Origin of the sequence: Brevibacillus sp. SAFN-007a (assembly GCF_051967035.1) — a bacterium.
Taxonomy (GTDB): Bacteria; Bacillota; Bacilli; order Brevibacillales; family Brevibacillaceae; genus Brevibacillus.
This window is the reverse complement of sequence record NZ_JBQCKK010000006.1, coordinates 54220-80142: the sequence shown is the minus strand read 5'-3', so window position 1 is coordinate 80142 and position 25923 is coordinate 54220. Positions and strand designations below refer to the sequence as shown.

The 25923-nt window shown below is 53.5% G+C and carries 27 protein-coding genes; all 27 read left to right on the top strand.

Features of this window, described 5'->3' with window-relative positions; genetic code table 11:
* Positions 1-23: 23 nt before the first annotated feature.
* Complete coding sequence (gene fliQ / locus ACTHO6_RS09535) at positions 24-293, top strand: flagellar biosynthesis protein FliQ (protein WP_440241299.1); 270 nt, start codon at positions 24-26, stop codon at positions 291-293.
* 3 nt (positions 294-296) lie between these two features.
* The gene (fliR, locus tag ACTHO6_RS09530) at positions 297-1079 is read left to right on the top strand and encodes a flagellar biosynthetic protein FliR (protein ID WP_440241298.1); all 783 of its coding nucleotides are present in this window, start codon (positions 297-299) and stop codon (positions 1077-1079) included.
* Positions 1076-2173, top strand: a complete 1098-nt coding sequence (gene flhB / locus ACTHO6_RS09525; RefSeq protein WP_440241297.1) for a flagellar biosynthesis protein FlhB — start codon at positions 1076-1078, stop codon at positions 2171-2173. Before fliR ends, flhB begins: the two co-directional genes overlap by 4 nt.
* A gap of 19 nt (positions 2174-2192) precedes the next feature.
* The gene (flhA, locus tag ACTHO6_RS09520; protein WP_440241296.1) at positions 2193-4235 is read left to right on the top strand and encodes a flagellar biosynthesis protein FlhA; all 2043 of its coding nucleotides are present in this window, start codon (positions 2193-2195) and stop codon (positions 4233-4235) included.
* Entirely contained in the window at positions 4232-5578 is a 1347-nt protein-coding gene (flhF, locus tag ACTHO6_RS09515; RefSeq protein WP_440241295.1) for a flagellar biosynthesis protein FlhF, read from the top strand. Before flhA ends, flhF begins: the two co-directional genes overlap by 4 nt.
* A gap of 5 nt (positions 5579-5583) precedes the next feature.
* Positions 5584-6447 (top strand): MinD/ParA family protein, encoded by an 864-nt coding sequence (locus ACTHO6_RS09510; RefSeq protein WP_440241294.1) that lies wholly within the window; start codon positions 5584-5586, stop codon positions 6445-6447.
* Between the two features lie 31 nt (positions 6448-6478).
* Positions 6479-7597 carry a protein-glutamate methylesterase/protein-glutamine glutaminase gene (locus ACTHO6_RS09505; protein ID WP_440241293.1) on the top strand — a complete coding sequence of 373 codons (1119 nt, stop codon included), beginning with the start codon at positions 6479-6481 and terminating at the stop codon, positions 7595-7597.
* Between the two features lie 20 nt (positions 7598-7617).
* Positions 7618-9663, top strand: coding sequence for a chemotaxis protein CheW (locus ACTHO6_RS09500; RefSeq protein WP_440241292.1), 2046 nt, complete (start codon positions 7618-7620; stop codon positions 9661-9663).
* A 16-nt stretch (positions 9664-9679) separates the two neighbouring features.
* A complete protein-coding gene (locus ACTHO6_RS09495) occupies positions 9680-10156 on the top strand; it encodes a chemotaxis protein CheW (RefSeq protein ID WP_440241291.1) in 477 nt (158 codons plus the stop codon).
* A 5-nt stretch (positions 10157-10161) separates the two neighbouring features.
* Positions 10162-10788 (top strand): chemotaxis protein CheC, encoded by a 627-nt coding sequence (locus ACTHO6_RS09490; RefSeq protein ID WP_440241290.1) that lies wholly within the window; start codon positions 10162-10164, stop codon positions 10786-10788.
* A complete protein-coding gene (locus tag ACTHO6_RS09485; protein ID WP_440241289.1) occupies positions 10775-11260 on the top strand; it encodes a chemotaxis protein CheD in 486 nt (161 codons plus the stop codon). The genes ACTHO6_RS09490 and ACTHO6_RS09485 overlap by 14 nt, the downstream gene beginning before the upstream one ends.
* Positions 11261-11262: 2 nt before the next feature.
* Positions 11263-11646 (top strand): hypothetical protein, encoded by a 384-nt coding sequence (locus ACTHO6_RS09480; protein ID WP_440241288.1) that lies wholly within the window; start codon positions 11263-11265, stop codon positions 11644-11646.
* 17 nt (positions 11647-11663) lie between these two features.
* Positions 11664-12458 carry a FliA/WhiG family RNA polymerase sigma factor gene (locus ACTHO6_RS09475; RefSeq protein WP_440241287.1) on the top strand — a complete coding sequence of 265 codons (795 nt, stop codon included), beginning with the start codon at positions 11664-11666 and terminating at the stop codon, positions 12456-12458.
* 29 nt (positions 12459-12487) lie between these two features.
* Positions 12488-13903 carry a FapA family protein gene (locus ACTHO6_RS09470; protein WP_440241286.1) on the top strand — a complete coding sequence of 472 codons (1416 nt, stop codon included), beginning with the start codon at positions 12488-12490 and terminating at the stop codon, positions 13901-13903.
* A gap of 44 nt (positions 13904-13947) precedes the next feature.
* Positions 13948-14289 (top strand): hypothetical protein, encoded by a 342-nt coding sequence (locus ACTHO6_RS09465; protein WP_440241285.1) that lies wholly within the window; start codon positions 13948-13950, stop codon positions 14287-14289.
* 40 nt (positions 14290-14329) lie between these two features.
* Positions 14330-14839, top strand: coding sequence for a DUF6115 domain-containing protein (locus tag ACTHO6_RS09460; RefSeq protein ID WP_440241284.1), 510 nt, complete (start codon positions 14330-14332; stop codon positions 14837-14839).
* On the top strand, positions 14832-15491 hold the full coding sequence (locus ACTHO6_RS09455; protein WP_440241283.1) for a DNA polymerase III subunit gamma/tau: 660 nt from the start codon (positions 14832-14834) through the stop codon (positions 15489-15491). The genes ACTHO6_RS09460 and ACTHO6_RS09455 overlap by 8 nt, the downstream gene beginning before the upstream one ends.
* A gap of 195 nt (positions 15492-15686) precedes the next feature.
* Complete coding sequence (gene rpsB / locus ACTHO6_RS09450; RefSeq protein ID WP_440241282.1) at positions 15687-16397, top strand: 30S ribosomal protein S2; 711 nt, start codon at positions 15687-15689, stop codon at positions 16395-16397.
* Between the two features lie 111 nt (positions 16398-16508).
* Entirely contained in the window at positions 16509-17396 is an 888-nt protein-coding gene (tsf, locus tag ACTHO6_RS09445) for a translation elongation factor Ts (RefSeq protein ID WP_440241281.1), read from the top strand.
* Between the two features lie 158 nt (positions 17397-17554).
* A complete protein-coding gene (gene pyrH / locus ACTHO6_RS09440) occupies positions 17555-18277 on the top strand; it encodes a UMP kinase (protein WP_440241415.1) in 723 nt (240 codons plus the stop codon).
* A 2-nt stretch (positions 18278-18279) separates the two neighbouring features.
* A complete protein-coding gene (gene frr, locus ACTHO6_RS09435) occupies positions 18280-18837 on the top strand; it encodes a ribosome recycling factor (protein WP_440241280.1) in 558 nt (185 codons plus the stop codon).
* 67 nt (positions 18838-18904) lie between these two features.
* On the top strand, positions 18905-19675 hold the full coding sequence (locus ACTHO6_RS09430; RefSeq protein WP_440241279.1) for an isoprenyl transferase: 771 nt from the start codon (positions 18905-18907) through the stop codon (positions 19673-19675).
* A gap of 17 nt (positions 19676-19692) precedes the next feature.
* On the top strand, positions 19693-20478 hold the full coding sequence (locus tag ACTHO6_RS09425) for a phosphatidate cytidylyltransferase (protein ID WP_440241278.1): 786 nt from the start codon (positions 19693-19695) through the stop codon (positions 20476-20478).
* A gap of 39 nt (positions 20479-20517) precedes the next feature.
* Positions 20518-21666, top strand: coding sequence for a 1-deoxy-D-xylulose-5-phosphate reductoisomerase (locus tag ACTHO6_RS09420; RefSeq protein ID WP_440241414.1), 1149 nt, complete (start codon positions 20518-20520; stop codon positions 21664-21666).
* Between the two features lie 42 nt (positions 21667-21708).
* Complete coding sequence (gene rseP / locus ACTHO6_RS09415) at positions 21709-22980, top strand: RIP metalloprotease RseP (protein ID WP_440241277.1); 1272 nt, start codon at positions 21709-21711, stop codon at positions 22978-22980.
* A gap of 49 nt (positions 22981-23029) precedes the next feature.
* Positions 23030-24115: a flavodoxin-dependent (E)-4-hydroxy-3-methylbut-2-enyl-diphosphate synthase gene (ispG, locus tag ACTHO6_RS09410; RefSeq protein ID WP_440241276.1), complete on the top strand. Its 1086-nt coding sequence runs from the start codon at positions 23030-23032 to the stop codon at positions 24113-24115.
* A gap of 43 nt (positions 24116-24158) precedes the next feature.
* A complete protein-coding gene (locus ACTHO6_RS09405; RefSeq protein ID WP_440241413.1) occupies positions 24159-25919 on the top strand; it encodes a proline--tRNA ligase in 1761 nt (586 codons plus the stop codon).
* Positions 25920-25923: the final 4 nt, after the last annotated feature.

The window sequence follows — 25923 nt, the reverse complement described above, 5'->3', positions numbered from 1 at the left end:
CGAAGAGACCAGGAGGTTCGAGCATGACCCAGGAATTACTGATGCATATCGCCCAAAGCTCTGTTTACACCATCCTGCTGGTTTCGGCGCCCGCGCTCGGGATCGCCTTGCTGGTCGGGTTGATGGTCAGTGTTTTTCAGGCAACCACGCAAATTCAAGAGCAGACGCTCGCATTCATTCCGAAGATCGTCGCCGTTTTTGTTGTCATTTTGGCGGTGGGACCGTGGATGCTGCGCGTTATGCTTGATTTTACGATGGGGATCTTCGGAAACCTGCATCGTTTTGTCGGATAGCGTATGAGTCTGTATCTTACGTACTTGCCTGTTTTCTTGCTGGTGTTTGTCAGAATGAGCGCCTTTTTTGTAGCGGCACCCTTTTTCTCGATCAGGGGCGTGCCGGCCCAGTTCAAAGTCGGGCTTGCCTTCATCGTCGCCCTGATCAGCTTTCAAGCGTTGCCGGTTCAGGAACAGATACCGCTGGATTTGACGTTTATGCTCTACGTGATTAAGGAAGCGCTCGTAGGCGTGATTCTGGGCTATATATGCGAGTTGATGTTTGTCGCGGTTCAGGTTGCCGGCGGGCTGATGGACATGCAAATGGGTCTGGCCATGGCAAACGTGATCGACCCGAAAACGGGCGCCTACATCCCTGTGACAGGGAACTTCAAGAACATCCTGGCGATTTTGTATTTTTTCAGCATCAATGGACATCATATGCTGCTGCGCGGGATCATGAGCAGCTATCAGGCGATTCCGGTGGATCGCATGTGGGCCGCTTTTGGCAGTGAAAGTGCGATGATGACAGCGGTCAAGGTATTTCAAAACATGTTTTTGAGCGCGTTTCTGATGGCCGCGCCAATCGTGGTCGCGCTGTTTCTCGTCGATCTCTCTCTTGGTATTATCGCCAAATCTGTCCCGCAGTTTAATATTTTTGTGGTCGGCTTGCCGATCAAGCTGCTTGCCAGCTTCCTGCTTTTGATCGTGGTTATGCCCGCTTTTTTGCTGACGCTAAACGGACTGTTTGACAACATGTTCCGGGCACTCGCGGAAATGATGAAATCGCTCGGAGGATCACCATGACGCAGATGAGGTTCCTTTACCCCGTAGACCTGCAATTTTTTAGCGGCGAAAAAACGGAGAAGGCGACTCCCAAGAAAAAAGAGGATGCCCGAAAAAAGGGGCAGGTGGCGAAAAGCCAGGATCTCTCTCCTGCCATCGTGCTGACCTCGTTCTTTCTTTTGCTGATCCTGCTCGGTCCTTCCATGTTCCAGACGTTTCAGAATCTGATGCGAGAAGCGCTCACGACATTTACGAGCTGGCAGTTGACCGAAGAGAATCTCAAAGTCATTGTCATGTCGATGGCCTTCGAGGGCATAAAAATCGTGGGGCCTGTACTGGGGCTGGCCTTTTTGGTGGCCTTCGCCGTCAATTACATGCAGGTGGGCTGGATGATCAGTACAGAGCCGCTGCAAATGAAGCTGGAGAAGCTGGACCCGATCAAAGGAGCCAAACGCATTTTTTCCATGCGTTCCATCGTCGAATTGCTGAAATCGCTATTGAAAATCAGTGCGTGCATGTACGTGGCTTACGTCATTCTATGGAACGCGAAAGAACAAGTCACCCAGCTTTCCTTGCTCTCGCTGGGGAGCATCCTGTCTTTTACCGGAAGCGAAGTCACCAAGCTTGGAATTTATATCGGCTTGCTGCTGTTCATTTTGGCTGTGATGGATTACGTCTATCAACGGTATGAACATGAAAAGAATTTGCGGATGTCCAAACAGGACATTAAAGACGAGCACAAGCAGGCGGAAGGGGACCCGTTAATCAAGGGGAAAATTCGCGAGAGGCAGCGGAGCATGGCATTGCGCCGGATGATGCAGGAGCTGCCGAAAGCGGACGTCATCATTACGAACCCGACCCACTTTGCCGTCGCGATCCGCTACGATGCCAGTGCAATGAGTGCCCCTACGGTAGTGGCAAAAGGCCAGGATTACCTGGCGCTGAAAATCAGAGAGGTGGCCAAAAAGCACCGGATTGTTACGATGGAAAACAAGCCCCTGGCCCGGGCTCTCTATAGTCAAGTCGAAATTGGACAACAAATTCCCGAAGAGATGTTTAAAGCGGTCGCGGAGGTTCTCGCGTACGTCTACAAGTTGCAAGGGAAAGTGAAATAACGTGGAAGGAGGATGAACAGTGGGATTTCGATTCAAGGAAATTGGTACGATTCTCTTTGTGATAAGCATTGTGGTCATGATGGTAATCCCACTCCCTTCTGGGCTTCTGGATCTGCTGCTCATTTTGAACATCTCCCTTGCGTTGACCATTTTGCTTGTGTCGATGTACACAAAAGAAACGCTGGAGTTCTCCATTTTTCCGACAGTGCTGCTGATTACCACATTGTTCCGGCTCGCCCTGAACGTGTCCACCACGCGGAACATTTTGTCCCACGGGGAAGGCGGACAAGTCATCGAGACGTTCGGTAGCTTTGTCGTCGGCGGGAACCAGGTGGTCGGATTCGTCGTATTTCTGATTTTGATCATCATTCAGTTCATCGTTATTACGAAAGGTTCCGAGCGTGTCGCGGAAGTCGCCGCACGTTTTACGCTCGACGCGATGCCAGGGAAGCAAATGAGTATCGACGCCGACCTGAACGCAGGGATGATTACAGAAGCAGAAGCCCGTGTGCGGAGAAAAAAGATCGAAAATGAGGCGGATTTTTACGGGGCCATGGATGGTGCCAGCAAATTCGTCAAAGGGGACGCTATCGCCGGAATTATCATTTTTATTGTGAACATCATCGGCGGATTTATCATCGGGATGCTCGTTCATGGCTTCAGCTTTCAGGAATCCGCTTCCCGCTATACCACCATGTCGGTGGGGGACGCCCTGGTCAGCCAGATTCCTGCGCTCTTGATCTCGACCGCAGCCGGTATCATTGTCACGCGCTCCACCTCCGGGGAAGGGCTGGGCGAAGATATCACCCGGCAAATGTTCTCCTTCCCGCGTCTTTTGTACATTGTAGCGGGCTGCATGCTTTTGCTTGGCCTGTTTACGCCAATCGGGCTCTTGCCCGTGCTGCCGGTGTCCGGGATCATGGGCTTCGCGGCATGGCGTATGGAGCGCAAGCAGAAAATCGAAATCAAGGAATCCGCAGACAAGGTGGAGGAGCAACAAATCGAAGAAGTGCGCAGTCCGGAAAGCGTGGTCAATCTCTTGCAGGTGGACCCGATCGAGTTCGAATTTGGCTACGGCCTCATTCCGCTCGCTGACGTGAAGCAAGGCGGAGACCTCTTGGATCGCGTCATCATGATTCGCAGACAGATTGCGCTCGAACTCGGGATTGTCGTCCCGGTCATTCGCATCCGCGACAATATTCAACTGCGGCCAAACGAATACATAATCAAAATCAAAGGCAACCAGGTGGCCAAAGGGGAAATCTTGCTCGATCACTACCTGGCCATGAGCCCGGGCATTGAAGATGATTCCGTTGTCGGGATTGAAACCGTGGAACCTGCGTTTGGATTGCCTGCATTATGGGTAACAGAAGAAAATAAGGAGATTGCCGAGCTGTCTGGCTACACGGTCGTCGACCCGCCATCTGTAGTGGCCACGCACCTTACCGAAGTGGTCAAACGCCACGCGCACGAGCTGCTTGGCCGACAAGAAACGCGGGCGCTCATCGACAACGTGCGAGAAGTGGCGCCGGTACTGGTGGACGAGCTCATTCCCGGACTGTTGTCGATTGGCGATGTGCAGAAGGTGCTGCAGAAGCTGTTGCGCGAAAAAGTGTCCATTCGCAATCTGCAAGTCATTCTCGAAGCGTTGGCGGATCACGCCATGTTTACCAAAGACCCGGACGTGCTGACCGAGTATGTGAGACAGGCGATGTCCCGACAAATTACGCTGCAGTTTACAGAGCCCGGACAGCCGCTGCGAGTGCTGACGGCAGGCGCCGGTTTGGAAAAAGCAATCTCCGAGCGCGTGGAACAGTCTGAGCAAGGAAGCTATCTCGCGATGGACCCAGAGACATCGCAACGGATTTTCCAAAGCATGTCGGCGGAAGTAAGCAAAATGATCAACTCCGGACAGCAGCCGATCATCCTCTCGTCCCCGGCCATCCGCATGTACCTGCGTCAGCTGGTGGAGCGGATGATGCCTGATGTTCCGGTATTGTCGTACAGCGAGCTGGAGCCTAATGTCGAAGTGCAAAGCGTAGGGATGGTGAACATTTCGTGAGGGTAAAACGTTACATTGTCGATTCGATGCCAGAGGCGATGGAAAAAATCAGGCTCGATCTGGGAATAGACGCAGTGATCCTGAACTCCAAAGCGGTCAAGACAGGCGGATTGTTCGGTATGTTTGGCAAACAGAAAATCGAAGTAATCGCTGCCGTCGATGAAAAGGCAACGGAGCGCGAAAAGGCTGCCGTCGCAAACGAGCATCGGTCGCAGGACGTTTTCTCCAACAGACAGACGGGCACCTACACGGCTCAACAGGCTTATCAGAGAGCCAATCAGGCGAAACAGGCAGGCGAGCGAGTAGCGCCGCCACACGCTGAGCCGAGGACGCCGGACAACCCGGCATCTGCCCCGGCTGCTGTGGCAACGCGCCCAGAGGCGGAAGCACCGCCGGCCAGCAAGCAGGGAGAGGCCGCTACCAAAGGGCATGCCGCTCCGGCAAAGGAAAGCGCGACAGCTGGCAGCAGCACGCCGCATGATGCTCTCGCGAATGAAGTGCGCGACATGCGTCAGATGTTCCAGAAGCTGTTGGTCAACGATTGGAGCCATCAGCTTCCGCCCGCTGTACAGGAGGTGCGCAATCGACTGGTACGGCAGGAGACGGCAGAAGAGGTGACGGCGGAAATCATCCGCAGGCTGATGGAGCAAAGAGAGCCCCAGGAGGGGTGGAGCGAGGAGACGGCTTTTCGTGAGACGCGAAAGCTGATTGCATCCATGCTTGCGCCGTATGCGCCAAAGTCAGCAGGCATCCCGCGAAATGTCCAGTACGCCTTCTTTTTCGGGCCTACGGGCGTAGGGAAGACGACCACGATCGCCAAGCTGGCAGCCAGCAGCATGCTGAAGGAAAAGCGCAGAATCGGCTTTATTACGGCAGATACGTACCGGATGGCGGCTGTGGAGCAGTTGAAGACATACGCCAACATCCTGAATGTACCGCTGGAGGTTGTGTTCTCTCCGAAGGAAATGGCCCCGGCTATGGAGCGCCTCGGCGACTGCGACCTCATTTTTGTCGACACGGCTGGCCGCAATTTCCGCAACGATGAATACGTGCAAGGGATTCGCGAGCTGGTGGAGCATGGAAAAAACAGCGTGAACTACCTCGTGCTCAGTCTCGGCTCGAAGTACAACGACATGAAAATGATCGTGGAAAACTTTGCGGAGGTTCCTGCCAAGCAGGTGATTTTTACCAAGGCAGACGAAACGAACAGCTATGGCTCCATCTTGAACCTGTGTCAGGAGAGCAAGCTTGACCTCTCTTACCTCACGACGGGACAAAATGTGCCAGACGATATCGTCGCTGCTTCGCCAGAACTGGTGGCGACGATGATTATGGGAGATTGACGTACATGAGAGACCAGGCAGAACAACTTCGCTTGCGTATGCAGCAATCCGGAGCCAGAGAAAAGACGACCCGGCTGGTGACCGTGACCAGTGGAAAAGGCGGGGTGGGCAAGTCCAACTTCAGCTTGAATTTTGGACTTGGCTTGCTCGAACGGGGGCATAAAGCGGTATTGTTCGACGTAGATCTGGGCCTTGCCAACCTCGATGTGTTGATGGGGATTACGCCGAAGAAGCACTTGTTCCACCTGCTTGAGCCGGACACCGATGTTTGGGAGATCATGGAGCGAGGGCCGGGCGGACTGGAATTCATTGCTGGAGGGTCCGGCTTTACCCAGATCATGCAGCTGGACGAGCCGAAGCTGGATCGTCTGTTTACTCGCCTGAATCCGCTGCAGGGCTACGCGGATACGATCATTTTTGATACAGGGGCTGGCCTGGCGAAGGAGTCGCTTCGCTTCATGCTCTCGTCAGATGAAGTCATTCTGGTGACGACGCCGGAGCCGCCTGCGATCACCGATGCGTACGCCGTGATCAAAATGCTCCACGCCCGCAACCCTGCCATTGTCATCCGCCTGGTCATCAATCGCGCTTCCTCGGAAAGAGAAGGCAAGATGACGGCAGACAAGCTGGCGATGGTCGCCAAACGCTTTCTGGACATGGACATTCATTCGCTCGGATCTGTTTTTGAAGACCCTCACGTATCCAAGGCTGTGAAGCAGCAGCGTCCTTTTCTACTTACATATCCGCAATCGCAAGCCGCAAAAAGCATTCGGCATCTGGTTGATCGGTATTTGGAGACCCCGGCCGATGCTGCTAAGACGAGCGGGCTGAAAGGATTTCTTGCGAGGCTGAAACACTTCATACGATAAGGCTACCAGGTAGGAAAGGAGTGACATTCGATTGAGCAAAATTCGAGTTCTGGTCACAGATGATTCTGCATTCATGCGTAAAGTAATTAGCGACATTTTATCAAGCGACCCTGCGATTGAAGTGATTGACCGAGCTAGGAATGGACTCGAATGTATCGAAAAGTGCAAGCAACTCAGTCCGGATGTCCTCACGCTGGATATCGAGATGCCGGTCATGAACGGCCTGGAAGCCTTGGAAAAGCTCATGGCAGACTGTCCGGTGCCAGTGGTCATGCTCAGCAGCCTGACGCGCGAGGGAGCGGAGGCAACGATTCAAGCGTTGGAATTGGGGGCATTTGACTTTATTGCCAAGCCGTCTGGCCCGATTTCCCTCGACATTCACAAAGTCGCGGATCGGCTGATTGAGCGGGTCAAAGCGGCGGCGGCCGCGAAAGGGCGCATGCGCCGGACGCTGCGACCGAATAGACCTGCCGCACCAGACCCGGCGCCCGTGCAGCAAACTCCTGCGCCTGCTGCCGCTCCGCTGCGAGCGGTACAGCCTGTGCCGACTGTTTTGTCGCGACTCCCAAGCAGCGGAAAAGCAAGGCTGGTCGTACTGGGAACGTCGACAGGCGGCCCCAAGGCGCTGCAAAATGTCCTGACGGCAATCCCGGCCGACTTTCCGGCGGCGATTGCGATTGTGCAGCACATGCCGGCTGGTTTTACGAAATCGCTGGCGCAACGGCTTGATTCCCTGTGCCGGATACGGGTGAAGGAAGTCATGGACGGGGAATGGCTTGAGCCGGGCACAGCCTATATTGCACCGGGCGGGTATCACTTCGAGGTGCATCAGGCGAACGGAAAGCTGCAAGCCCACCTGCACCAGCAAGAGCCACGGGGAGGTCACAGACCTTCTGTCGACGTCCTTTTTGAATCCGCCAGTCGATTGACAAATGTAGACAAATGGGCAATTATCATGACAGGCATGGGAAATGATGGGACCAAAGGTCTAAAGCAGATGAAGGAGCTTGGGCCTGTTACCAGCATTGTCGAAGACGAGTCGAGTTGTGTCGTCTTCGGGATGCCGCGAGCGGCGATTCAGGCCGGAGTGGCAGATCATGTGGCCCCATTAGAAAAAATTCCAGAGCTGTTGTGCAAGCTCTTGCACTGATTTTGGGAGGTGGATCACCGATGGATATGAATCAGTATTTGGACATGTTTATTGAGGAATCAAAAGAACACCTGCAAGCAATCAACGCCAACTTGTTGCTCTTGGAAAGCGATCCGGGGAACATCGGGCACGTCAAGGAAATTTTTCGCTCGGCGCACACCTTGAAAGGGATGTCGGCGACCATGGGCTTTGAAGATATGGCCACCCTGACACACGAAACGGAAAACGTGCTCGATCTGATTCGCAACCAAAAGCTGACGATCACGAGCGACATTATGGATGTCATCTTTCAGAGCGTGGACCTGATCGAAAGCATGGTGATCGATATTACCGAGGGCGGAGATGGCTCAGCCGACGTATCGGTTCCGGTCAAAAAGCTGAGAGCGATCGTCGCCGGCGATTATTCCGCCGAACAGGAAGTGGCGGCTGCTGCCACTGCCGTAACAGAGGAGAAAGCGATCGAGCCGGCGCAAGCGGCCGGGACGCCTGTCGAGGCGCACGAACTGGATGACTATGCGCTGATGGTGCTGAAGCAGTCCAAGGAGCTTGGCAACAACCTGATGTGGATCAAGGTTACGCTGAATGAAAATTGCCTGCTGAAAGCGGCGCGTGCCTACATGGTGTTTGACCAACTGGAATCGATGGGGGAAGTCATCAAGACGAAGCCGTCGGTGGAGGATATTGAAAATGAGCGCTTCGAGCAGTCTTTTGAGATCGCCTACATCACCATGCAATCGGCTGAGAAAGTCCGCAGTACAATTCTCAACATTTCGGAGATACAGGACGTTTCGATTGATCCGATTCAATTGAAAAAGGAAACGCCGCCTGCGCCTGTCGTGACGGAGGCAGCCGCTCCCGTGGAGAAAAAAGCGCCAGACAATGCCCAGGCAGCTACCGCCAAGAAAACGACCGCTGGCGGTAAAACGATCCGTGTGGACATTGACCGTCTGGATATTTTGATGAACCTGTTCAGCGAGCTGGTCATCGACCGCGGACGGCTGGAGCAGCTGGCTCGCGAAATCGGCAAAAGCGAGCTGCAGGAAACGGTAGAGCATATGAGCCGCATCAGTGGAGATTTGCAAAACATCATCCTGACGATGCGCATGGTTCCGGTGGAGCAGGTTTTCAATCGCTTCCCGCGCATGATTCGCGATTTGCAAAAGGATCTACATAAAAAAGTAAACCTGGAGATTATCGGGGCGGAGACAGAGCTGGATCGCACCGTCATCGACGAGATCGGCGACCCGCTCAATCACTTGCTGCGCAACTCGCTCGACCACGGTATCGAGTCGCCGGCGGACCGGAAAAAAGCCGGAAAGCCGGAGGAAGGCACGATCGTGCTGCGTGCGTTCCACAGCGGCAACCATGTCTTCATCGAGGTAAAAGACGACGGTGCGGGCATCAACAAGGAAAAAGTACTGAAGAAAGCGATCGAGCGGGGCATTGTGAATCCGGCCAATGCGGATAGCTTGTCGGACAAGCAGATCCACGAGCTTTTGTTCGCTGCTGGTTTTAGTACCGCTGAAGTGGTCTCGGATATTTCCGGCCGCGGAGTCGGGCTGGATGTCGTCAAATCCAAGATCGAATCGCTTGGCGGCAGCGTCGGGGTAGAATCGGTTCCCGGCCAAGGAACGACTTTCCTGATTCAGCTTCCGTTGACGCTCTCGATCATTTCCGCCATGCTCGTGCAGGTGAAAGACGAGAAGTACGCGGTGCCGCTTTCCTCCATTATTGAAACGGCTGTGTTCAAGAAAGACCAGATTATGATGGCGCATCGTCAGAAGGTGATCGACTTCAGGGGCCGCGTCGTTCCGCTTGTTTCCTTGCAGGACATTTTCCAGGTACCGGACAACGGATCGGAGCAAGACGATGAAGTAGCAGTTGTCATCGTTCGCAAAGGGGAAAAAATGGCCGGGCTTGTTGTGGATTCCTTTATCGGGCAACAGGAAATCGTCCTCAAATCGCTTGGCAAGTACCTGGTCAACGTCTTTGCCATTTCGGGTGCAACAATCCTGGGAGACGGACAGGTCGCTCTCATCATTGATTGCAACGCACTGATTAAGTAGAGGGAGGGGCAGCCACATGCTCGATCAAAAAGAAATCGTAAGCGAAGTCAAAGTGATTGTGTTTCGGTTGAAGGACGAAGAGTACGGGGTAGAAGTCAACCAGGTGAAATCGATCGAAAAGCTGGAACACATCACCCGTGTTCCGCGCACGCCTGCGTTCGTCAAGGGAGTTATCAACCTGCGCGGAGTGGTCACCCCAATCATTGACCTTCGCAATCGGTTCGGGTTGGAGGAAAGCCTTTACTCCGAATCGACCCGCATCATTATCGTTGCCGTAGGCGAACTGGAAGTCGGCCTGATTGTCGATGCAGCCAACGATGTCATTGACATCCCGGTCAATGCGATTGAGCCGCCGCCGGAAGTGGTGGGAGGCGTAGAAGCCGCTTATCTGCGCGGAGTAGCGAAGCTGGACAAACGACTTTTGATTTTGTTGAATCTCGATAAAGTATTGAGCACAGAGGAAATCAAACAGCTAGACTCAATTGAGGGGTAAGCGAGATGGGCTATTTCACAAAGTTTGGGGATTTCCAATTTGATGTGCTGCGAGAAATCGGGAACATCGGTGCAGGACATGCTGCAACGGCTCTCTCCAAGCTGACGCAAAAAGAGATCGACATGAAAGTGCCGCAGGTCAGCATTATCCCGTTTGACGAAGTGGCGGATTGTGTCGGTGGCGCGGAAGCGGTGGTCGTTACCGTCTTTTTACGAGTGGAAGGCGATTGCCCGGGAAACATGTTTTTCATTCTCGATCTGGATTCTGCAAGACATCTGCTGCAACAAATTACGGGGATCGACAAGGATGTCTACGAATGGGAAGAGCTGGAAGTCTCAGCTCTTCACGAGATCGGCAATATTTTGACCGGGTCCTATCTCTCCTCATTGGCAGATTTCACGCAGCTCAACCTGCAGCCTTCGGTACCTGCGCTCGCTGTGGATATGGCTGGAGCGATTCTCAGCTACGGACTGATAGCGTTGGGTCAAGCGGGTGACTTTGCCCTCACGATTGACACAGCCTTTTTCGAAGGCAACGAAAAAGTCAAAGGGAACTTTTTCCTGATCCCTGATCCTGAATCGCTTCCTATTCTATTTCGTTCATTAGGGGTTCCGTTCGATGGAGATCATTAAGATAGGCATGGCCGACCTCGGTGTGGCAAAGCCACCGAGCAAGCTACGAACTACGGGTCTAGGTTCTTGCGTAGGGGTTGTCCTCTACGATCATATCCATAAAATTGCCGGGATGGCACATGTTATGCTCCCGGAGTCCTCGCTGGCGAAAAGCGGGGAGGTGACGGTCGGGAAATACGCGGATACAGCGATTCCCCACCTGATCGAGTTAATGGAAAAAGCGGGTGCCCAAACCCGGAATATCGTTGCCAAATTGGCGGGCGGAGCGCAAATGTTCGCTTTTTTGGGGAACAGCGACACGATGCGGATTGGGCCTAGAAATGTCGAGGCTTGCAAACAGGCTTTGAAGGAAGCTCACATTCGAATCGTGGCAGAAGATACAGGGGGAAACTGCGGTCGGACGATAGAGATGGATGCCACCAATGGAGTTCTTCAAATCCGTACGGTAAATCAAGGTGTGAAGGAAGTATAAGAATGTTGGGAACCATTTGGATCAATGCAGGCATGGGGTTGCTCGCGTTTGTCATCACATTTTGCACGGCGCTTGCGAGTAATGTTTGGCTGGTCTCCTTGGAGCGGGCCGGCATTGCTTTTGTGATCTTCTTCCTGGCCGCTTTTCCGGTCCGCTTTGTTCTGGGACTCGTCACACAGCCAGCAGGCTCCTCTGTAATCGAAGGACCGAAGCCGTCCAGCGCGCCTTTGGCGGAGGGCGAGGCGGAGACGAAAACAGAACAAGCGGTTGAAAAAGCGGCGGACGAAGCGTTTAGTCCGCTCTCCTTCACCAAGCTGGAGACGGTACCTCCTACAGAGAATCCAGCCACCGTTGCAGAGGTCGTTAGACGCTTAACAGATGAGTAAAGGTTGGTGACTAATTCGTGGCACGGCTAACCAGTCAAGAAAAAGCAAAAGAGTTCGATAAATGGGTCATGTGGAAGCAAGAGGGCAGTCGCGAGGCGGAAGTTGATCTCATCACAAAATTTTTGCCGTTGGTGGACAAGGTGGCCAATCGGCTGGCCATCAATCTGCCGGCGAATGTGGACAAGGATGACTTAATCAGCTACGGACGATTTGGGTTGCTGGATGCTTTGGCCAAATTCGATCATACGCGGGGACTGCAATTCGAAACCTATGCCATGTGGCGCATTCGCGGAGCCATGATTGATGGCCTGCGTGAAAATGACTGGATCCCTCGCACGGTTCGGGACAAGGCCAAAAAAATCGAAGAAGCGTACACCGCTTTGGAACAAAAAATGCTGCGAATGCCAACCGATCAGGAAGTTTCCGACTATCTTGGAATAAGCGAAAAAGAGTTGCAGCAGGTGTTTGTGGAAACCTCTTTGGCCAGTATGGTTTCGATTGACGAGGCAGTAGGGGAAGAGGATGAGCAAAAGACGGCAAGACATTCCTACATTGTGGACGAACTGACTCCGCGGCCGGAAACGGTAGCCGAAGTTGGCAGCTTGAAAGAAGTGTTAGTCGGTGTAATCGACAAGCTCCCCGAGAAGGAAAGGCTCGTGGTCTCCTTGTTTTACTTCGAGGAGATGACGCTGTCCGAAATTGCTGAAATCATGAGCTTATCGCCTTCACGGATTTCCCAGCTTCATTCCAAGGCGCTGTTCCGGCTTCGTTCCGCTTTGTCGAGATGGAAGTCGCAATTGATGGAAACGTAAAGTACCCAAGCTTGAGAGGGGTAGAATGTATGGAAGGGATCGGGAATGCAAGACTAGAGGTAAAAATCTCAGCAGATAAACTAGAGGCAGAAATCGTGCTCAAAGTGGGGGAAGAAGACCTAGACAACATTGTCCTTACGGAAGCGGACGTCTACACGGCGCTGCAAGCGAGCAACGTAAAGGTGGGCATCCTCAGTGAAGTCGTGCGGGAGCTATGTACATTCCCTGCGAAGTACGCGAACGCTCGCGTCACGATTGCGCGAGGCGTGGCTCCGGTTGACGGAACCGATGCTTTTATCGAGTACCCCTATTTGGAAACCGTTGCTGCCACGGACGGGCCAAAAGAGATGGAAGACGGCCGAGTCGATTATTATAATATCACCAGTATACCGAATGTCGCAAAAGGACAGCTTTTGGCCCGCAAAACGCCAGCTACCCCTGGAACGCCAGGGACGGCAGTTACCGGAGAGCCCATCGCTCCCAAAGCAGGCAAGGAAATCAACATCAAGCCCGGCAAAAATGTCGTGCACAACAAGGAGCGTACGATGGTTTACGCTGCCATTGATGGACAAGTTTCCTTTACTGACCAGGACAGACTGAACGTCTTTCCCGTTTTTGAAGTGAACGGGGATGTCGATTTTGGTGTAGGCAACATTGATTTTGTGGGAACGGTGGTCATTCGCGGGAACGTATTGAATGGATTTCGGGTCAAGGCATCTGGCGATATTCGCGTGTTGGGAAGCGTGGAAGGAGCCGAACTGTACGCGGACGGGTCGATTGAGATCAAAAGCGGTATCGTGGCCCAGGACAAAGGCGTGATCGTCGCAGGGAAGGACATTCGCACCTCGTTTATCCAGAATGCGAACGTGACGGCCGGCCATCAGGTGATCGTGTCACAAAGCATCATGTTTTCTACCGTGCGGGCAGGGAAGCAAATTATTTGCAAAGGCCCGAAAGGCATTATCATCGGAGGAGTCTTGCAGGCGGGAGAAAAAATTGTCGCTCGCGTGTTCGGCAACAGCAGTGCAACGCCTACCGTTTTGGAGGTAGGCGTGAAGCCGGAGTTGCGTCAGGAGCTTGCCAACATTCAGAAAGAGCTGCAACACGTGTATGAAAATTTACGCAAAACCGATCAGGGCCTGAGCGTAATCAATCAACTTTTGCAGACGGGCAAGGAACTGACAGCCGAGAAGCGGATGATGCAAATCAAGCTGACCAATACGCGAATCGTCCTGGAAAAGGAATGCAAGCAGCTCGAAGCAAGGCGGAAGGACCTGGAGAACGAACTGAAAGGGGAAGGGCCTGCCGCCGTGGAGGCGTACCATGTCATGTACCCGGGGATCAAGATGACCTTCGGCAAGCTGGTGCATTTCATCAAGCACGAGTACGCACGGACGCGATTTATCGTTCTCGATGGGGAAATCAGTACGGCAACCCTCATCTAAAAGCCGCGTTTTGATTCGGAAGACGAGGAAGGGAGTGGGGCTGGATGAGTTTGAAAGCGGTTGAATTGCAAGTGGCGTTGCCGCGCACGGTAGAGGTCAGTCGCATTCAGGAACAACAGCTACAGCGATCCATGCACGAAACACAGGCGATGATCGAACAGCGCAAAGACCTGGACGCCCATATGCGCCAGCGTCCGGCGAATGTCGATGAGACGCAGGAAAATCAGATTCGCGGGCGCGAGCAGCGGCAACAGCAGAAGCAGGAAGAAGCAGCGCACAGCGCGTCTGCCGAAGCCAAAAACGCCGCGGCCAACGAGCACAGCTCCCCTTCCGCTGTCTTCATGCGAGATCCCATGCGCGGGCGCTTTATTGATATTTCCTTATAAATAGGAAAAGACAGACAAGCCAGAAGTAAAGGTGGCCACTATGGAGCACGTGTATCTCATTCTGATCGGAGCAGGAATCATCATCATGTTGCTTGCTTTTTTCCTGCAAAGAAAGTCGCCGGACGATGCTGCCGCCCTGCCGGCTCAGCGACTGGCAGACCAGGCAGAGACAAAAAAATGCCTGCAACGGTTAAGCAAGCAGGTCAAGCAGGAGACCGCCCTTCTTTCTGCCGAATGGCAAGAAGCAAGGGCTGATTTGCTTCGCGAAATCGAATCTCTGAAAAAGAGGGTCGAGCAGTTGGAACAACAAGGGAGCGCAAGCGCGCAAGCGGCCGTCGCTGGCAAACAACCGCAGGCCAGCGGAGCGCAGCCTGCGGAAGAGGAGATTGATATGCTGGCTCTGCGCGAGCGCTATCGACGCGTGTTCGAGTTGAGCCGGGAGGGACTTTCTCCTGACGAGATCGCCAAACGACTGGGCGCTGGCAGAGGGGAAATCGACCTGATTTTCGCGCTGGCGCACAAAAACGAGCGAGGTCTTGCCGATGCGTAGACGAGAACTGTTATTCGGGTTCGGGGCAGGCTTGCTTGTGGCTGCTTCGATCATCGGTCTGATCGTACCGAAAAACGAGGCGCCACAGGCAGCGCTCAGCGAAGAAGAAATCAAGCGGGCGGCAACCGCTCTGCAAATGGTCGTCCTCACGCCGGAGGAATACAAGCAATGGCAGGAAGAAAAAAAGGTCGACATCCAGCCTGCACCGGGCGCTCCCAAGGCTCCGACAGCTCCGACATCGCCTGAGGTCCAGCAGACGAAAACGCCGCTGACCGACCCGCCAAAAGCGACTGCGACAAGCAAAGCGACAGCTCCGAGCGGGGAGAGCACAGCACAGCCTGCTCCTGCCGCTGAGCCGTCCAGCCAGAGTGTCGCGCCAGCAGCACCGCCAGCCAAGGCTGTTGCGCCACAATCGCCTGCTGCCGAGCCTGCGAAGAAAACCCTCTCCTTTACCGTGCCGTACAAGGCGACGGCGGAAGGAGTGGCCGCAACGCTCGTCAAGGAAGGCATTTTGCCGGAAAACAACAAGTTTGTGGAGCAGCTGCGGGCCATGGACAAGCTGAACCGCATCCGGGTAGGGACTTACCAAGTTTCGCTGCCTGTCTCGGAGAAGGAGATCGCCCAGCTTATCACGACACCGCCGAAAAAATAAGGCGGTATTTTTTGCAAAAAATAATGGAATTCGTTTGTTGCAATTGAAACACCCATATGATATATTCATTTACGGTGTTGAAATCGCACGTCTACCAATTCCGGCAATGGTGCTGCCACTGGCAGAATTGCTTGGAAGATGCGGTGAGGCGGAGGTAGGCATCAAAAAAACCACTTTTTGAAGGAGGTGTGAAATATGGCAGTAATTTCGATGAAACAACTGCTCGAGGCTGGTGTGCACTTCGGTCACCAAACTCGCCGTTGGAACCCGAAAATGGCTCGCTATATCTTCACCGAACGTAACGGCATCTACATTATCGACCTGCAAAAAACCGTAAAAAAAGTAGAGGAAGCGTACAACTTCGTGCGTGAACTCGCGCAAGAAGGCGGAAAAGTGCTCTTCGTTGGTACGAAGAAACAAGCACAAGAATCCGTAAAAGAAGAAGCTGAACGCACAGGTCACTACTACATCAACCAACGCTGGTTGGGTGGTACGCTGACAAACTTCACAACCATTAAAAAACGTACCGCTCGCCTGGCTGAGCTGAAACGCATGGAAAACGACGGTACTTTTGAAGTATTGCCTAAGAAAGAAGTTATCGTTCTGCGCAAAGAAATGGAACGCCTGGAAAAATTCCTCGGCGGTATCGCTCACATGGATAAATTGCCAGACGCTCTGTTTGTTATCGATCCTCGCAAAGAGCGCATCGCTGTTGCAGAAGCTCGCAAATTGGGTATCCCAATCGTTGCAATCGTAGATACTAACTGCGATCCGGATGAGATCGACTACGTGATCCCAGGTAACGATGACGCCATTCGCGCTGTCAAACTGCTCACTGCCAAAATGGCAGACGCTCTCTTGGAAGGCAACCAAGGCACAGAGCAACAAGCCACAACAACTGCGTAAGCAAGTGTGTAAAAGGGTGGACTGAGGGTGTCAGAGCCCCCGTCCACCCTTTTTTTCTTCAAAAGACATTTGGAGTTTGTAGATTGTAACTTTCCAAGGAGGTTTCACTCAATGGCAATTAGTGCACAAGCGGTTAAAGAACTGCGTGAGCGTACAGGCGCAGGTATGATGGATTGCAAACGCGCGCTGGAAGAAACAGCAGGCGATATGGAAAAAGCGATTGACCTGCTCCGTGAGCGCGGTATCGCAAAAGCGGCGAAAAAATCCGGCCGTATTGCAGCGGAAGGTTTGACAGCGACAGCGATTGCTGGTAATGTGGCGGCAGTAGTAGAAGTAAACTGCGAAACAGACTTCGTTGCGAAAAACCCTGAATTCCAAGAGCTCGTCAAAGACATTGCTGAGCACGTTGTATCGCAACGTCCTGCAACGGTAGAAGAAGCGCTGGAGCAACCGTTCAAAGGTGCTGGCGACACACTGGCACATGTCATCAACGAAAAAATCGCAACGATCGGCGAAAACATCTCCCTGCGTCGTTTTGCCGTATCCGAGAAATCCGACAACGGCGTATTCGGTACCTACCTGCACATGGGCGGTAAAATCGGCGTGCTGGTAACGCTGGAAGGCACACAAAACGAAGCGCTGGCAAGAGATCTGGGTATGCACGCAGCGGCTTCCAACCCTCGCTTCGCCAACCGTGAAGAGGTTTCCCAAGAAGAGATCGATCGCGAGCGCGAAGTTTTGAAAAACCAGGCACTGGCGGAAGGCAAGCCTGCTAACATCGTGGAGAAAATGGTGGAAGGCCGCCTCTCCAAATTCTTCGAAGAATACGTGCTGGTTGAGCAGCCATTCGTAAAAGATCCGGACAAGAAAGTATCCGCTCTGCTGAAAGAAGCAGGAGCTACGCTGAAAGAATTCGCTCGCTTCCAGGTAGGCGAAGGAATCGAGAAGAAGCAAGAAGACTTTGCAGCCGAAGTAATGGCTCAAGTGAATAAGCAGTAATAAAGGTATAGGGAACACCTTCGTGTTCCCTATTTTCAAAGCGAGAGTTTCACGACATGTGAAACTCTCCTGCACGTAAAAAGCAATGTGTGCCGAAGCTTTTCAGAAGGAATGCAGACGAGGCACAGAGAATGATTCATGAATGGAGGCCGTTTCACATGCCACTTCCTGCCTATAAACGGGTTGTGTTAAAGTTGAGTGGGGAAGCACTGGCGGGGGACCTCGGGTACGGAATCGACCCGAAGGTAATCTTCTCCATAGCGAACCAGATCAAAGAAATCGTAGAATTGGGTGTACAAGTCGCCGTAGTCGTCGGCGGGGGCAACATCTGGCGCGGACTTTCCGGAAGCTCCAAAGGAATGGATCGGGCTACTGCCGACTACATGGGGATGTTGGCCACGATTATGAACTCACTCGCCTTGCAGGATGGGTTGGAAAAAGTGAACGTCCCGACTCGTGTACAAACCTCGATTGAAATGCGACAGGTGGCGGAGCCATACATACGCCGACGCGCCATTCGCCATTTGGAAAAAATGCGCGTGGTTATTTTCGCCGCCGGAACGGGTAACCCTTATTTTTCTACAGATACAACGGCTGCCCTGCGTGCTGCTGAAATCGAAGCAGAGGTCATCCTGATGGCGAAGAACAAGGTCGATGGGGTCTATTCCGCTGACCCGAGCCTGGATCCGAATGCGCAGAAATACGACAAGCTGACGTTCCTGGAAGTCCTCAACAAAGGGCTGGGCGTGATGGATTCGACGGCATCGAGCTTGTGCATGGATAACAGCATTCCACTCATCGTGTTTAACATTTCCGAAGAAGGCAATATTCGCCGGGCAGTAATGGGCGATAAAATCGGTACTCTAGTGAAGGGGGAATAATCATGCCACAAACAGTGTTGAAAGACATGGAAGATCGGATGAATAAAGCGATCCTCGCTTTGAAAAAAGACTTGTCCAGCCTTCGCGCAGGCCGTGCCAATCCGGCGATGCTGGATCGTGTCCTGGTGGATTACTACGGTACGCCAACCCCGATCAGCCAGCTTGCGAACATCAGCGTTCCGGAGCCGCGCATGCTGACCATCCAGCCGTGGGACAAAACGGCGCTGAAGGAAATTGACCGTGCGCTGCAACAGTCTGATCTGGGAATTTCTCCATCCAACGACGGGGTGATTATCCGTCTGGTCATTCCGCCGCTGACCGAAGAGCGCCGCAAAGAGCTCGTGAAGCTGGCTGGAAAAGGTGGCGAAGAAGCGAAGGTGGCCATCCGCAACATCCGCCGCGACGCGAATGATGAAATCAAGAAGCTGGAAAAGGCTGCGACCATTTCCGAGGATGAATCCCGCCGTTATCAGGAAACTATCCAAAAAACGACGGACAAGTTCATTGCGGAAGTCGACAAGATCGTAAAAGACAAAGAGAAAGACATCCTGGAAGTATAATTTTAGGACGATCCCCCTCATTTGAGGGGGATGTACGTCTATATCTCTCATTACGGGGGAACACTTTATGTTAGAACATCTGGCGCGCAAATGGAGCCGCAAGGAAAAACAATCGGTACCAGCCGAGTTGGATCGTTCCGGAAAAGTCCCGCAGCATGTCGCGGTGATTATGGACGGCAACGGTCGTTGGGCCAATATGCGCAATTTACCCCGGGTCGCCGGGCATCGAGCAGGCATGAAAACGGTAAAGGAAGTCGTCAAGGCTGCTGACGAGATCGGCGTGCGCTACATGACCATGTACGCGTTTTCTACGGAAAATTGGAAGCGCCCACGGGAAGAAGTCGATTTTCTCATGAAGCTTCCGCAGGAATTTTTGTCGACAGAATTGGATGAATTGATCGAACGAGACGTGCGCATTCGCATGCTCGGCAGCAAGGAAAAGCTGCCGGCGCATACGTTGGCGGCTCTGCAAGAGGCAGAGGAACGCACGCAGGGGAATCAAGGTCTTCAATTGTGTTTTGCCTTGAATTACGGAGGCCGCGACGAAATCGTCAAAGCGTTTTCCGCGCTGGCATCGAAAGTAAAAGCGGGGGAGCTGAATCCGGAAGATCTGGATGAAGCAGCCGTTTCCCGTTATTTGTATACAAGCGATATTCCGGACCCTGACCTCTTGATACGCACCAGTGGAGAGATTCGCTTGAGTAACTTTATGCTTTGGCAGTTGGCTTACACGGAATTGTGGTTTACGGAAGTGCTCTGGCCTGATTTTACCCGTGAACACTTTTATCAAGCGATTGTGGAATACCAAGGCCGAGCTCGTCGCTACGGGGCGGTATAGCCGAGAGGTGGAATCAGTTGAAGCAACGAATCATAACAGGCTTGATTGGTGGAGCGGCTTTTCTCTTTTTGATCTACCTTGGTGGAGCCTGGTACTCACTATTGGTGTTTTTGCTGGCCGTCATAGGCCATTTTGAATTTATGCGGATGGCTGGGATTCAGCCGTTCCATGTGGCAGGAATACTCGGCTACGCGCTCGTGGTCAGCTTGCTCTGGCCGTCGCTCGCGTTTTCGGAATGGCTTGGCATCAGCATGCCGGATCTGATGCTGCCTGTCCTCCTGCTTTTGTTGATTTACTCCGTTTTGCGGAAAAATCAGTTTCACATCGAACACGTCGCCCTTACGCTGGTGGGGGCGTTATACATAGGCTTCGGTTTTACATACATGGCCGCAGTCCGCAATCTGCCCGACGGACTGATGCTCACCGCGCTGGTGATCGCAGCGATCTGGTCGACGGATACGGGGGCCTATTTTGTCGGGAAAGCGATCGGCAAGCGCAAGCTGTGGCCGGAAATCAGTCCCAACAAAACGGTCGAAGGCGCGCTGGGCGGCTTGGGAGCGGCCATACTGGTCGTCATCGTCATCAACGCAAGCATCGGCAGCTTGCCATTCGGCCAGGCGCTTCTGATCGCGCTGGTAGCCGGGATTGGCGGGCAGCTGGGCGACCTGATAGAGTCGGCGTTGAAGCGCCATTTTCACGTAAAAGATTCCGGACAGCTCATTCCCGGACATGGCGGCGTGCTAGATCGTTTTGACAGTTTTTTGCTTGTCTTTCCGATTTTGCATCTGCTAGGTATCGTCTGAAACCTGGTGCATATAGAAGAGATATAGAGGGTGAAATCAGTGAAAAAAATAGCGCTCTTGGGTTCAACCGGCTCGATTGGAACAAGCACGCTGGAAGTGGTGGAACAGCATCCCGAGGAATTTTCTGTCGTTGCCATGGCGGCAGGGACGAATGTGGAGCTATTCGCCCGGCAGGTTGAAACGTTTCGCCCTGAGCTTGTTTCGGTGGGGAACGAGCAGGCGGCCGTCCAGCTTCGGGAACGACTGGGGAGCGGATACAAGCCGGAGATTGTGTGCGGACGAGAGGGACTTGAACTGGTAGCTCGCCATGAAGCTGCCAGCCTGGTCATGACTGCTGTGGTCGGCAGTGTAGGGGTGGCGCCCACGCTCGCTGCGATCGACGCAGGAAAAACAATCGGGCTTGCGAACAAGGAAACGCTGGTGAGCGCAGGCCCGGTCGTCATGAAGCGGGCGAAGGAAAAGGGCGTGGCCATCATCCCCGTGGACAGCGAGCATTCCGCGGTTTTTCAATGTTTGCAGGGAGAGCGGGCCGAAGATGTGGCGCGCGTCATTTTGACGGCATCAGGCGGCTCTTTTCGCCATTTGAGCCGCGAGGAGCTGCAACAAGTGACGGTAGAGCAGGCGCTCGCGCATCCGAACTGGAGCATGGGCGCCAAAATCACCATTGATTCCGCTACGATGATGAACAAAGGCTTCGAGGTCATCGAGGCCCACTGGCTGTTCGGTTTGCCCTATGAAAAAATTGACTGCGTGCTGCATTATGAAAGTATTATTCACTCTATGGTAGAATACAAAGACCGGGCCGTGATGGCACAACTGGGCACACCGGATATGAAAGTGCCGATCCAGTACGCCCTGAGCTATCCCGGCAGAAAAAATCTGCGTACAGAACCGCTTGACCTGGTCAAAATCGGCTCGCTTCATTTTGCAGCGATGGATTTTGAGCGCTATCCTCTGCTACAATTGGCATATGAGTGCGGGAAGGCGGGAGGAACGTATCCCGCTGTCCTGAACGCGGCCAATGAAGTGGCTGTCGATCTTTTCCTCAAGGGAGCGATTGCCTTCCTCGATATCGAAAAGGTCGTCAGACAGACGTGCGAGGCTCATAAGGGCGTACATACTCCCGACCTGGAAGAAATTTTTGCAGCTGATCGGTGGGCGCGCACGCATGCGCTTACGACCGTATAAGAAAACTGGATCTAGACACTCCAATGAAAGGTGGCTGTTCACTTGCCTTTTCCCAACATGGATTCCGTTGAATCAATTCTCGCGATCGTCGTCGTTCTTGGTGCGCTCGTTTTCGTGCATGAGCTGGGACATTTTCTTTTGGCAAAAAGAGCAGGGATTTTGTGCCGCGAATTTGCGCTGGGAATGGGCCCAAAAATTTTTCGCGTGAAGCGGGGAGAGACGGAATACACGCTACGCCTCCTGCCGATCGGGGGGATGGTCCGCATGGCCGGCGAAGACCCCGAGATGGATATGTTGAAGCCGCACATGGAAGTAAGCCTGGAGCGGGATGCATTAGGAAAGGTAACCCATTTTTTGCTGGATGGGCCGAGGAACGCTTCTCCGCGCGCCATTACAGGTACGGTCGTGCGGTTTGACCTGGAGAAGGATTTGTATATCGTCGTGGAGGTGGCCGGGGAAGAGCGCCAGTTTGCTGTTCATCCCCAGGCGCAACTGGTTAAGGATGGACAAGAGGTGCAGATCGCGCCGCTGAACAGACAGTTCAAAGGCAAGACGGTTTCACAGCGCTTCTGGGCCATTTTTGCCGGGCCGTTTGCCAACTTCCTGCTGGCGTTTGTCCTGTTCATCGCGATCGGGCTGCTGTACGGGGTGCCCAAAAACATCCCGTATCTGGGCGAGGTCATCGCAAACGGTCCGGCCGCCGAGGCGGGTCTGATGCAAGGAGACAAAATTATTTCCATCCAAGGGCAGCCAGTGGCTTCCTGGAAGGAAATCGTCCAGATCATCAGCCAATCGCCAGACAAGGAAATGAAGGTGGAATACGAGCGAAACGGACAGCGCAGCACCGTTTTGGTCAAAGTAGCAAAAGACGAGAACAACGTCGGAAAAATCATGGTGACGAACCCGGTGACGTATGCACCGGGAGAAGTGTTGAAATACGGTGCGGTGTCCACCTATGAATTCACGGCGATGATCTTGAAAAGCTTGGGGATGCTCTTTACCGGCGCTGTAGGGCTGAACGACCTGAGCGGTCCCGTGGGGATTTTCAAGATGACGGGAGAGTTCGCCCAGCAAGGGATGGCCATTTTGATGAAATGGGCGGCCGTTCTTTCCATCAACCTGGGTCTGTTCAATCTGCTGCCGCTTCCGGCCCTGGACGGCGGTCGACTGGCTTTTCTCGCGGTCGAAGCGCTGCGCGGACGTCCTGTTGATCCGCACAAGGAAGGCATGGTGCATTTTCTCGGCTTCGCCTTTTTGATGCTGTTGATTTTGGTCGTAACCTGGAACGATCTGCAACGATTGTTCTCTCAATAACGTACATTCATGTGGAATGGAAAACAGACAAATTAAAGGATGGTGCAAAATGTACAAGCGCGAGGAGACGAAACCGGTTTTTGTGGGAGGCGTGCAAATCGGTGGCCAAAAAAGCGTAGTAATCCAATCGATGACGACAGCAGACACGCGTGATGTAGAGAAGACACTGGCCGAGATTCAAAGACTTCACGATGCCGGTTGCCAAATTGTCCGCCTGGCCGTCATCAATGAAGACGCAGCCCGCGCCATCAAAAAAATCAAGGAGCGCTCCCCGCTGCCGCTTGTTGCCGACATCCATTTCGACCACAGGCTGGCACTGATTGCGCTGGAAAGCGGCATTGATAAAATCCGGATCAATCCCGGAAACATCGGTTCCAAGGAAAAAACCAAGCGCGTGGTCGAAGCTTGCCGCGAGCGCAATGTCCCCATTCGCATCGGCGTGAACTCCGGCTCCGTCGAAAGAAGGCTCCTGGAGAAGTACGGCTACCCTTCGCCGGAAGCGATTGTGGAGAGCGCGATGGACCACGTGGAAATTTTGGAGGACTTGAATTACGATAATATCGTCATCTCCCTGAAGTCTTCCGACGTGCCGACCATGATCCAGACGTATTCGTTGATGGCGCAAAAACGCAACTATCCGCTGCACGTAGGGGTGACAGAGGCGGGAACGAAGTTTTCGGGCACGATCAAGTCTTCCGTCGGGATCGGTACCGTGCTGTCCATGGGCATCGGCGACACGATCCGTGTATCGCTGACAGCAGACCCGGTCGAAGAAGTCAAGGTGGCGAAGCAAATTCTCCGCAGCCTCGATATCGTCAACAACGATCCTGTCGTCATCTCATGCCCGTCCTGCGGCCGTTGCGCGATCGATTTGATCGGCCTTGCCACAAAAGTGGAGGATGCCGTCTCCAGTTTGAAGGTGCCGTTGAAAGTAGCGGTCATGGGCTGCGCGGTAAACGGGCCGGGAGAAGCGCGCGAAGCGGATGTCGGCGTTGCGGGCGGCAACGGCGAAGGTTTGATTTTCCGCAATGGTGTCATTGTTCGGAAAGTAAAAGAAAACGAACTGTTTGAAGAACTGATGAAGGAAATTAACGAAATGGTCAACGAGAAAAAGAATCCAACCGAAGTAGGTTGATGATCGTTGATTGCTGACGAGGCATAAGGAGGACACGCACGTGTTGAAGCAAAGTCAAATGTTGATTCCTACCTTGCGGGAAGTGCCTGCGGATGCGGAGATTGCCAGCCATAAGCTGCTTCTCCGCGCCGGCATGGCCCGCCAACTGGCTTCCGGTATTTATACGTACCTGCCATTGGCGCTGCGTACCCTGCACAAAATCCAGGCCATTGTGCGTGAAGAGATGAACAAGGCGGGCGCACAGGAGCTGCTGATGCCAGCCATGCAGCCAGCCGAGCTGTGGCATCAGACAGGCCGCTGGGATGTGTACGGTCCCGAGCTGGTTCGTCTGCGCGACCGTCACGACCGCTCCTTTGCGCTCGGTCCGACTCACGAAGAGGTCATTACCAGCCTGGTGCGCGACGAGATTAATTCGTACAAAAAGCTTCCGATCAATCTGTATCAAATCCAGACGAAGTTTCGCGATGAAGTGCGTCCGCGCTTCGGTCTGATTCGTTGCCGTGAATTCATCATGAAGGATGCGTATTCCTTCGATACGACCCAGGAAGGCTTGGATCGCAACTTCCAGGCGATGTACGACGCCTACACCAATATTTTCACCCGTGTCGGCCTGAATTTCCGCGCGGTCGAAGCGGACGCAGGCGCGATTGGCGGAAAAGGCACGTACGAGTTCATGGCTCTGTGTGAGATCGGCGAAGACACGATTGCTTACTCCGAGGAAGGCGATTTCGCGGCGAACCTGGAAAAGGCGGAAGTCGTGTACAAACCATCCGCGAAGCCGTCAGAAGAAGCTCCAGCGCGTGAAAAAGTACATACGCCGGGGATCAAAACCATAGATCAACTCGTTTCGTTCCTGAAAATCGAAGCCAAACAGATTATCAAGAGTCTCCTCTACCGTGTCGATGACAAGCTGGTAATGGTGCTTGTGCGCGGAGACCACGAGCTGAATGAAGTGAAGCTGAAAAATCTGTATGACGCGACCTTTGTCGGTCTGGCAACGGAAACGGATATCGTTTCCGTAACGGGAGCGCCTGCCGGATTTGTCGGCCCTGTCGGCATTGACGGCGAAAAAGTGGAAATCATCGCGGACAACTACGTTCAGGATGTGTACGACGGCATCGTGGGAGCAAACGAGACCGACTACCACCTGATTCACGTTGTGCCGGGCCGCGACTTTGCCGTTTCGCGTTTTGCTGATTTGCGCAATATCACAGAAGGCGACGAATGCCCGCGCACGGGCGGCGCGATCAAGTTTGCGCGCGGCGTGGAAGTCGGCCATGTGTTCAAGCTCGGAACGAAGTACTCGACAGCGATCGGGGCCACCTTCCTGGATGAGAACGGCCGCAGCCAGCCGATGATCATGGGCTGCTACGGAATTGGCGTCTCGCGGACGATTGCGGCTGTCATTGAACAAAACAACGATGAGAACGGCATCATTTGGCCTGTGTCCATCGCTCCTTTCCATGTACATGTGATTCCGGTCAACGTGAAAGTAGAGGAGCAGCGCCAGGTCAGCGAACAAATCGCGGAAGCTTTACAAAAAGCCGGCGTGGAAGTTTTGTTCGATGATCGCCCTGAGCGCGTCGGCGTGAAGTTCAAGGATGCTGATCTGATCGGTCTGCCGCTACGCATTACCGTATCGGACAAAGCCGTGCAAGAAGGCACTGTCGAAGTTCGCGTTCGCAGAAACGGGGAAACCGTGAACGTGAAGCTGGAGAACCTTGTATCCGAAGTGAAGGCGATGTTAGCTCGTGTCGACCAGACCGGGGCAGCCCTGTTTGGCAACGAGTCCGTTGCAGGATAGAAGG

Excerpts from the sequence above, each read along its gene's own strand:
- ACTHO6_RS09500 (WP_440241292.1), top strand. The coding sequence starts at position 7,618 with ATGGATATGAATCAGTATTTGGACATGTTTATTGAGGAATCAAAAGAA.
- ACTHO6_RS09495 (WP_440241291.1), top strand. The coding sequence starts at position 9,680 with ATGCTCGATCAAAAAGAAATCGTAAGCGAAGTCAAAGTGATTGTGTTT.
- ACTHO6_RS09455 (WP_440241283.1), top strand. The coding sequence starts at position 14,832 with ATGCGTAGACGAGAACTGTTATTCGGGTTCGGGGCAGGCTTGCTTGTG.
- fliQ (WP_440241299.1), top strand. The coding sequence starts at position 24 with ATGACCCAGGAATTACTGATGCATATCGCCCAAAGCTCTGTTTACACC.
- ACTHO6_RS09480 (WP_440241288.1), top strand. The coding sequence starts at position 11,263 with ATGTTGGGAACCATTTGGATCAATGCAGGCATGGGGTTGCTCGCGTTT.
- rpsB (WP_440241282.1), top strand. The coding sequence starts at position 15,687 with ATGGCAGTAATTTCGATGAAACAACTGCTCGAGGCTGGTGTGCACTTC.
- ACTHO6_RS09490 (WP_440241290.1), top strand. The coding sequence starts at position 10,162 with ATGGGCTATTTCACAAAGTTTGGGGATTTCCAATTTGATGTGCTGCGA.
- ACTHO6_RS09470 (WP_440241286.1), top strand. The coding sequence starts at position 12,488 with ATGGAAGGGATCGGGAATGCAAGACTAGAGGTAAAAATCTCAGCAGAT.
- ispG (WP_440241276.1), top strand. The coding sequence starts at position 23,030 with ATGTACAAGCGCGAGGAGACGAAACCGGTTTTTGTGGGAGGCGTGCAA.
- pyrH (WP_440241415.1), top strand. The coding sequence starts at position 17,555 with ATGCCACTTCCTGCCTATAAACGGGTTGTGTTAAAGTTGAGTGGGGAA.
- flhB (WP_440241297.1), top strand. The coding sequence starts at position 1,076 with ATGACGCAGATGAGGTTCCTTTACCCCGTAGACCTGCAATTTTTTAGC.
- frr (WP_440241280.1), top strand. The coding sequence starts at position 18,280 with ATGCCACAAACAGTGTTGAAAGACATGGAAGATCGGATGAATAAAGCG.
- fliR (WP_440241298.1), top strand. The coding sequence starts at position 297 with ATGAGTCTGTATCTTACGTACTTGCCTGTTTTCTTGCTGGTGTTTGTC.
- ACTHO6_RS09485 (WP_440241289.1), top strand. The coding sequence starts at position 10,775 with ATGGAGATCATTAAGATAGGCATGGCCGACCTCGGTGTGGCAAAGCCA.
- ACTHO6_RS09510 (WP_440241294.1), top strand. The coding sequence starts at position 5,584 with ATGAGAGACCAGGCAGAACAACTTCGCTTGCGTATGCAGCAATCCGGA.
- ACTHO6_RS09430 (WP_440241279.1), top strand. The coding sequence starts at position 18,905 with ATGTTAGAACATCTGGCGCGCAAATGGAGCCGCAAGGAAAAACAATCG.
- tsf (WP_440241281.1), top strand. The coding sequence starts at position 16,509 with ATGGCAATTAGTGCACAAGCGGTTAAAGAACTGCGTGAGCGTACAGGC.
- ACTHO6_RS09460 (WP_440241284.1), top strand. The coding sequence starts at position 14,330 with ATGGAGCACGTGTATCTCATTCTGATCGGAGCAGGAATCATCATCATG.
- ACTHO6_RS09465 (WP_440241285.1), top strand. The coding sequence starts at position 13,948 with ATGAGTTTGAAAGCGGTTGAATTGCAAGTGGCGTTGCCGCGCACGGTA.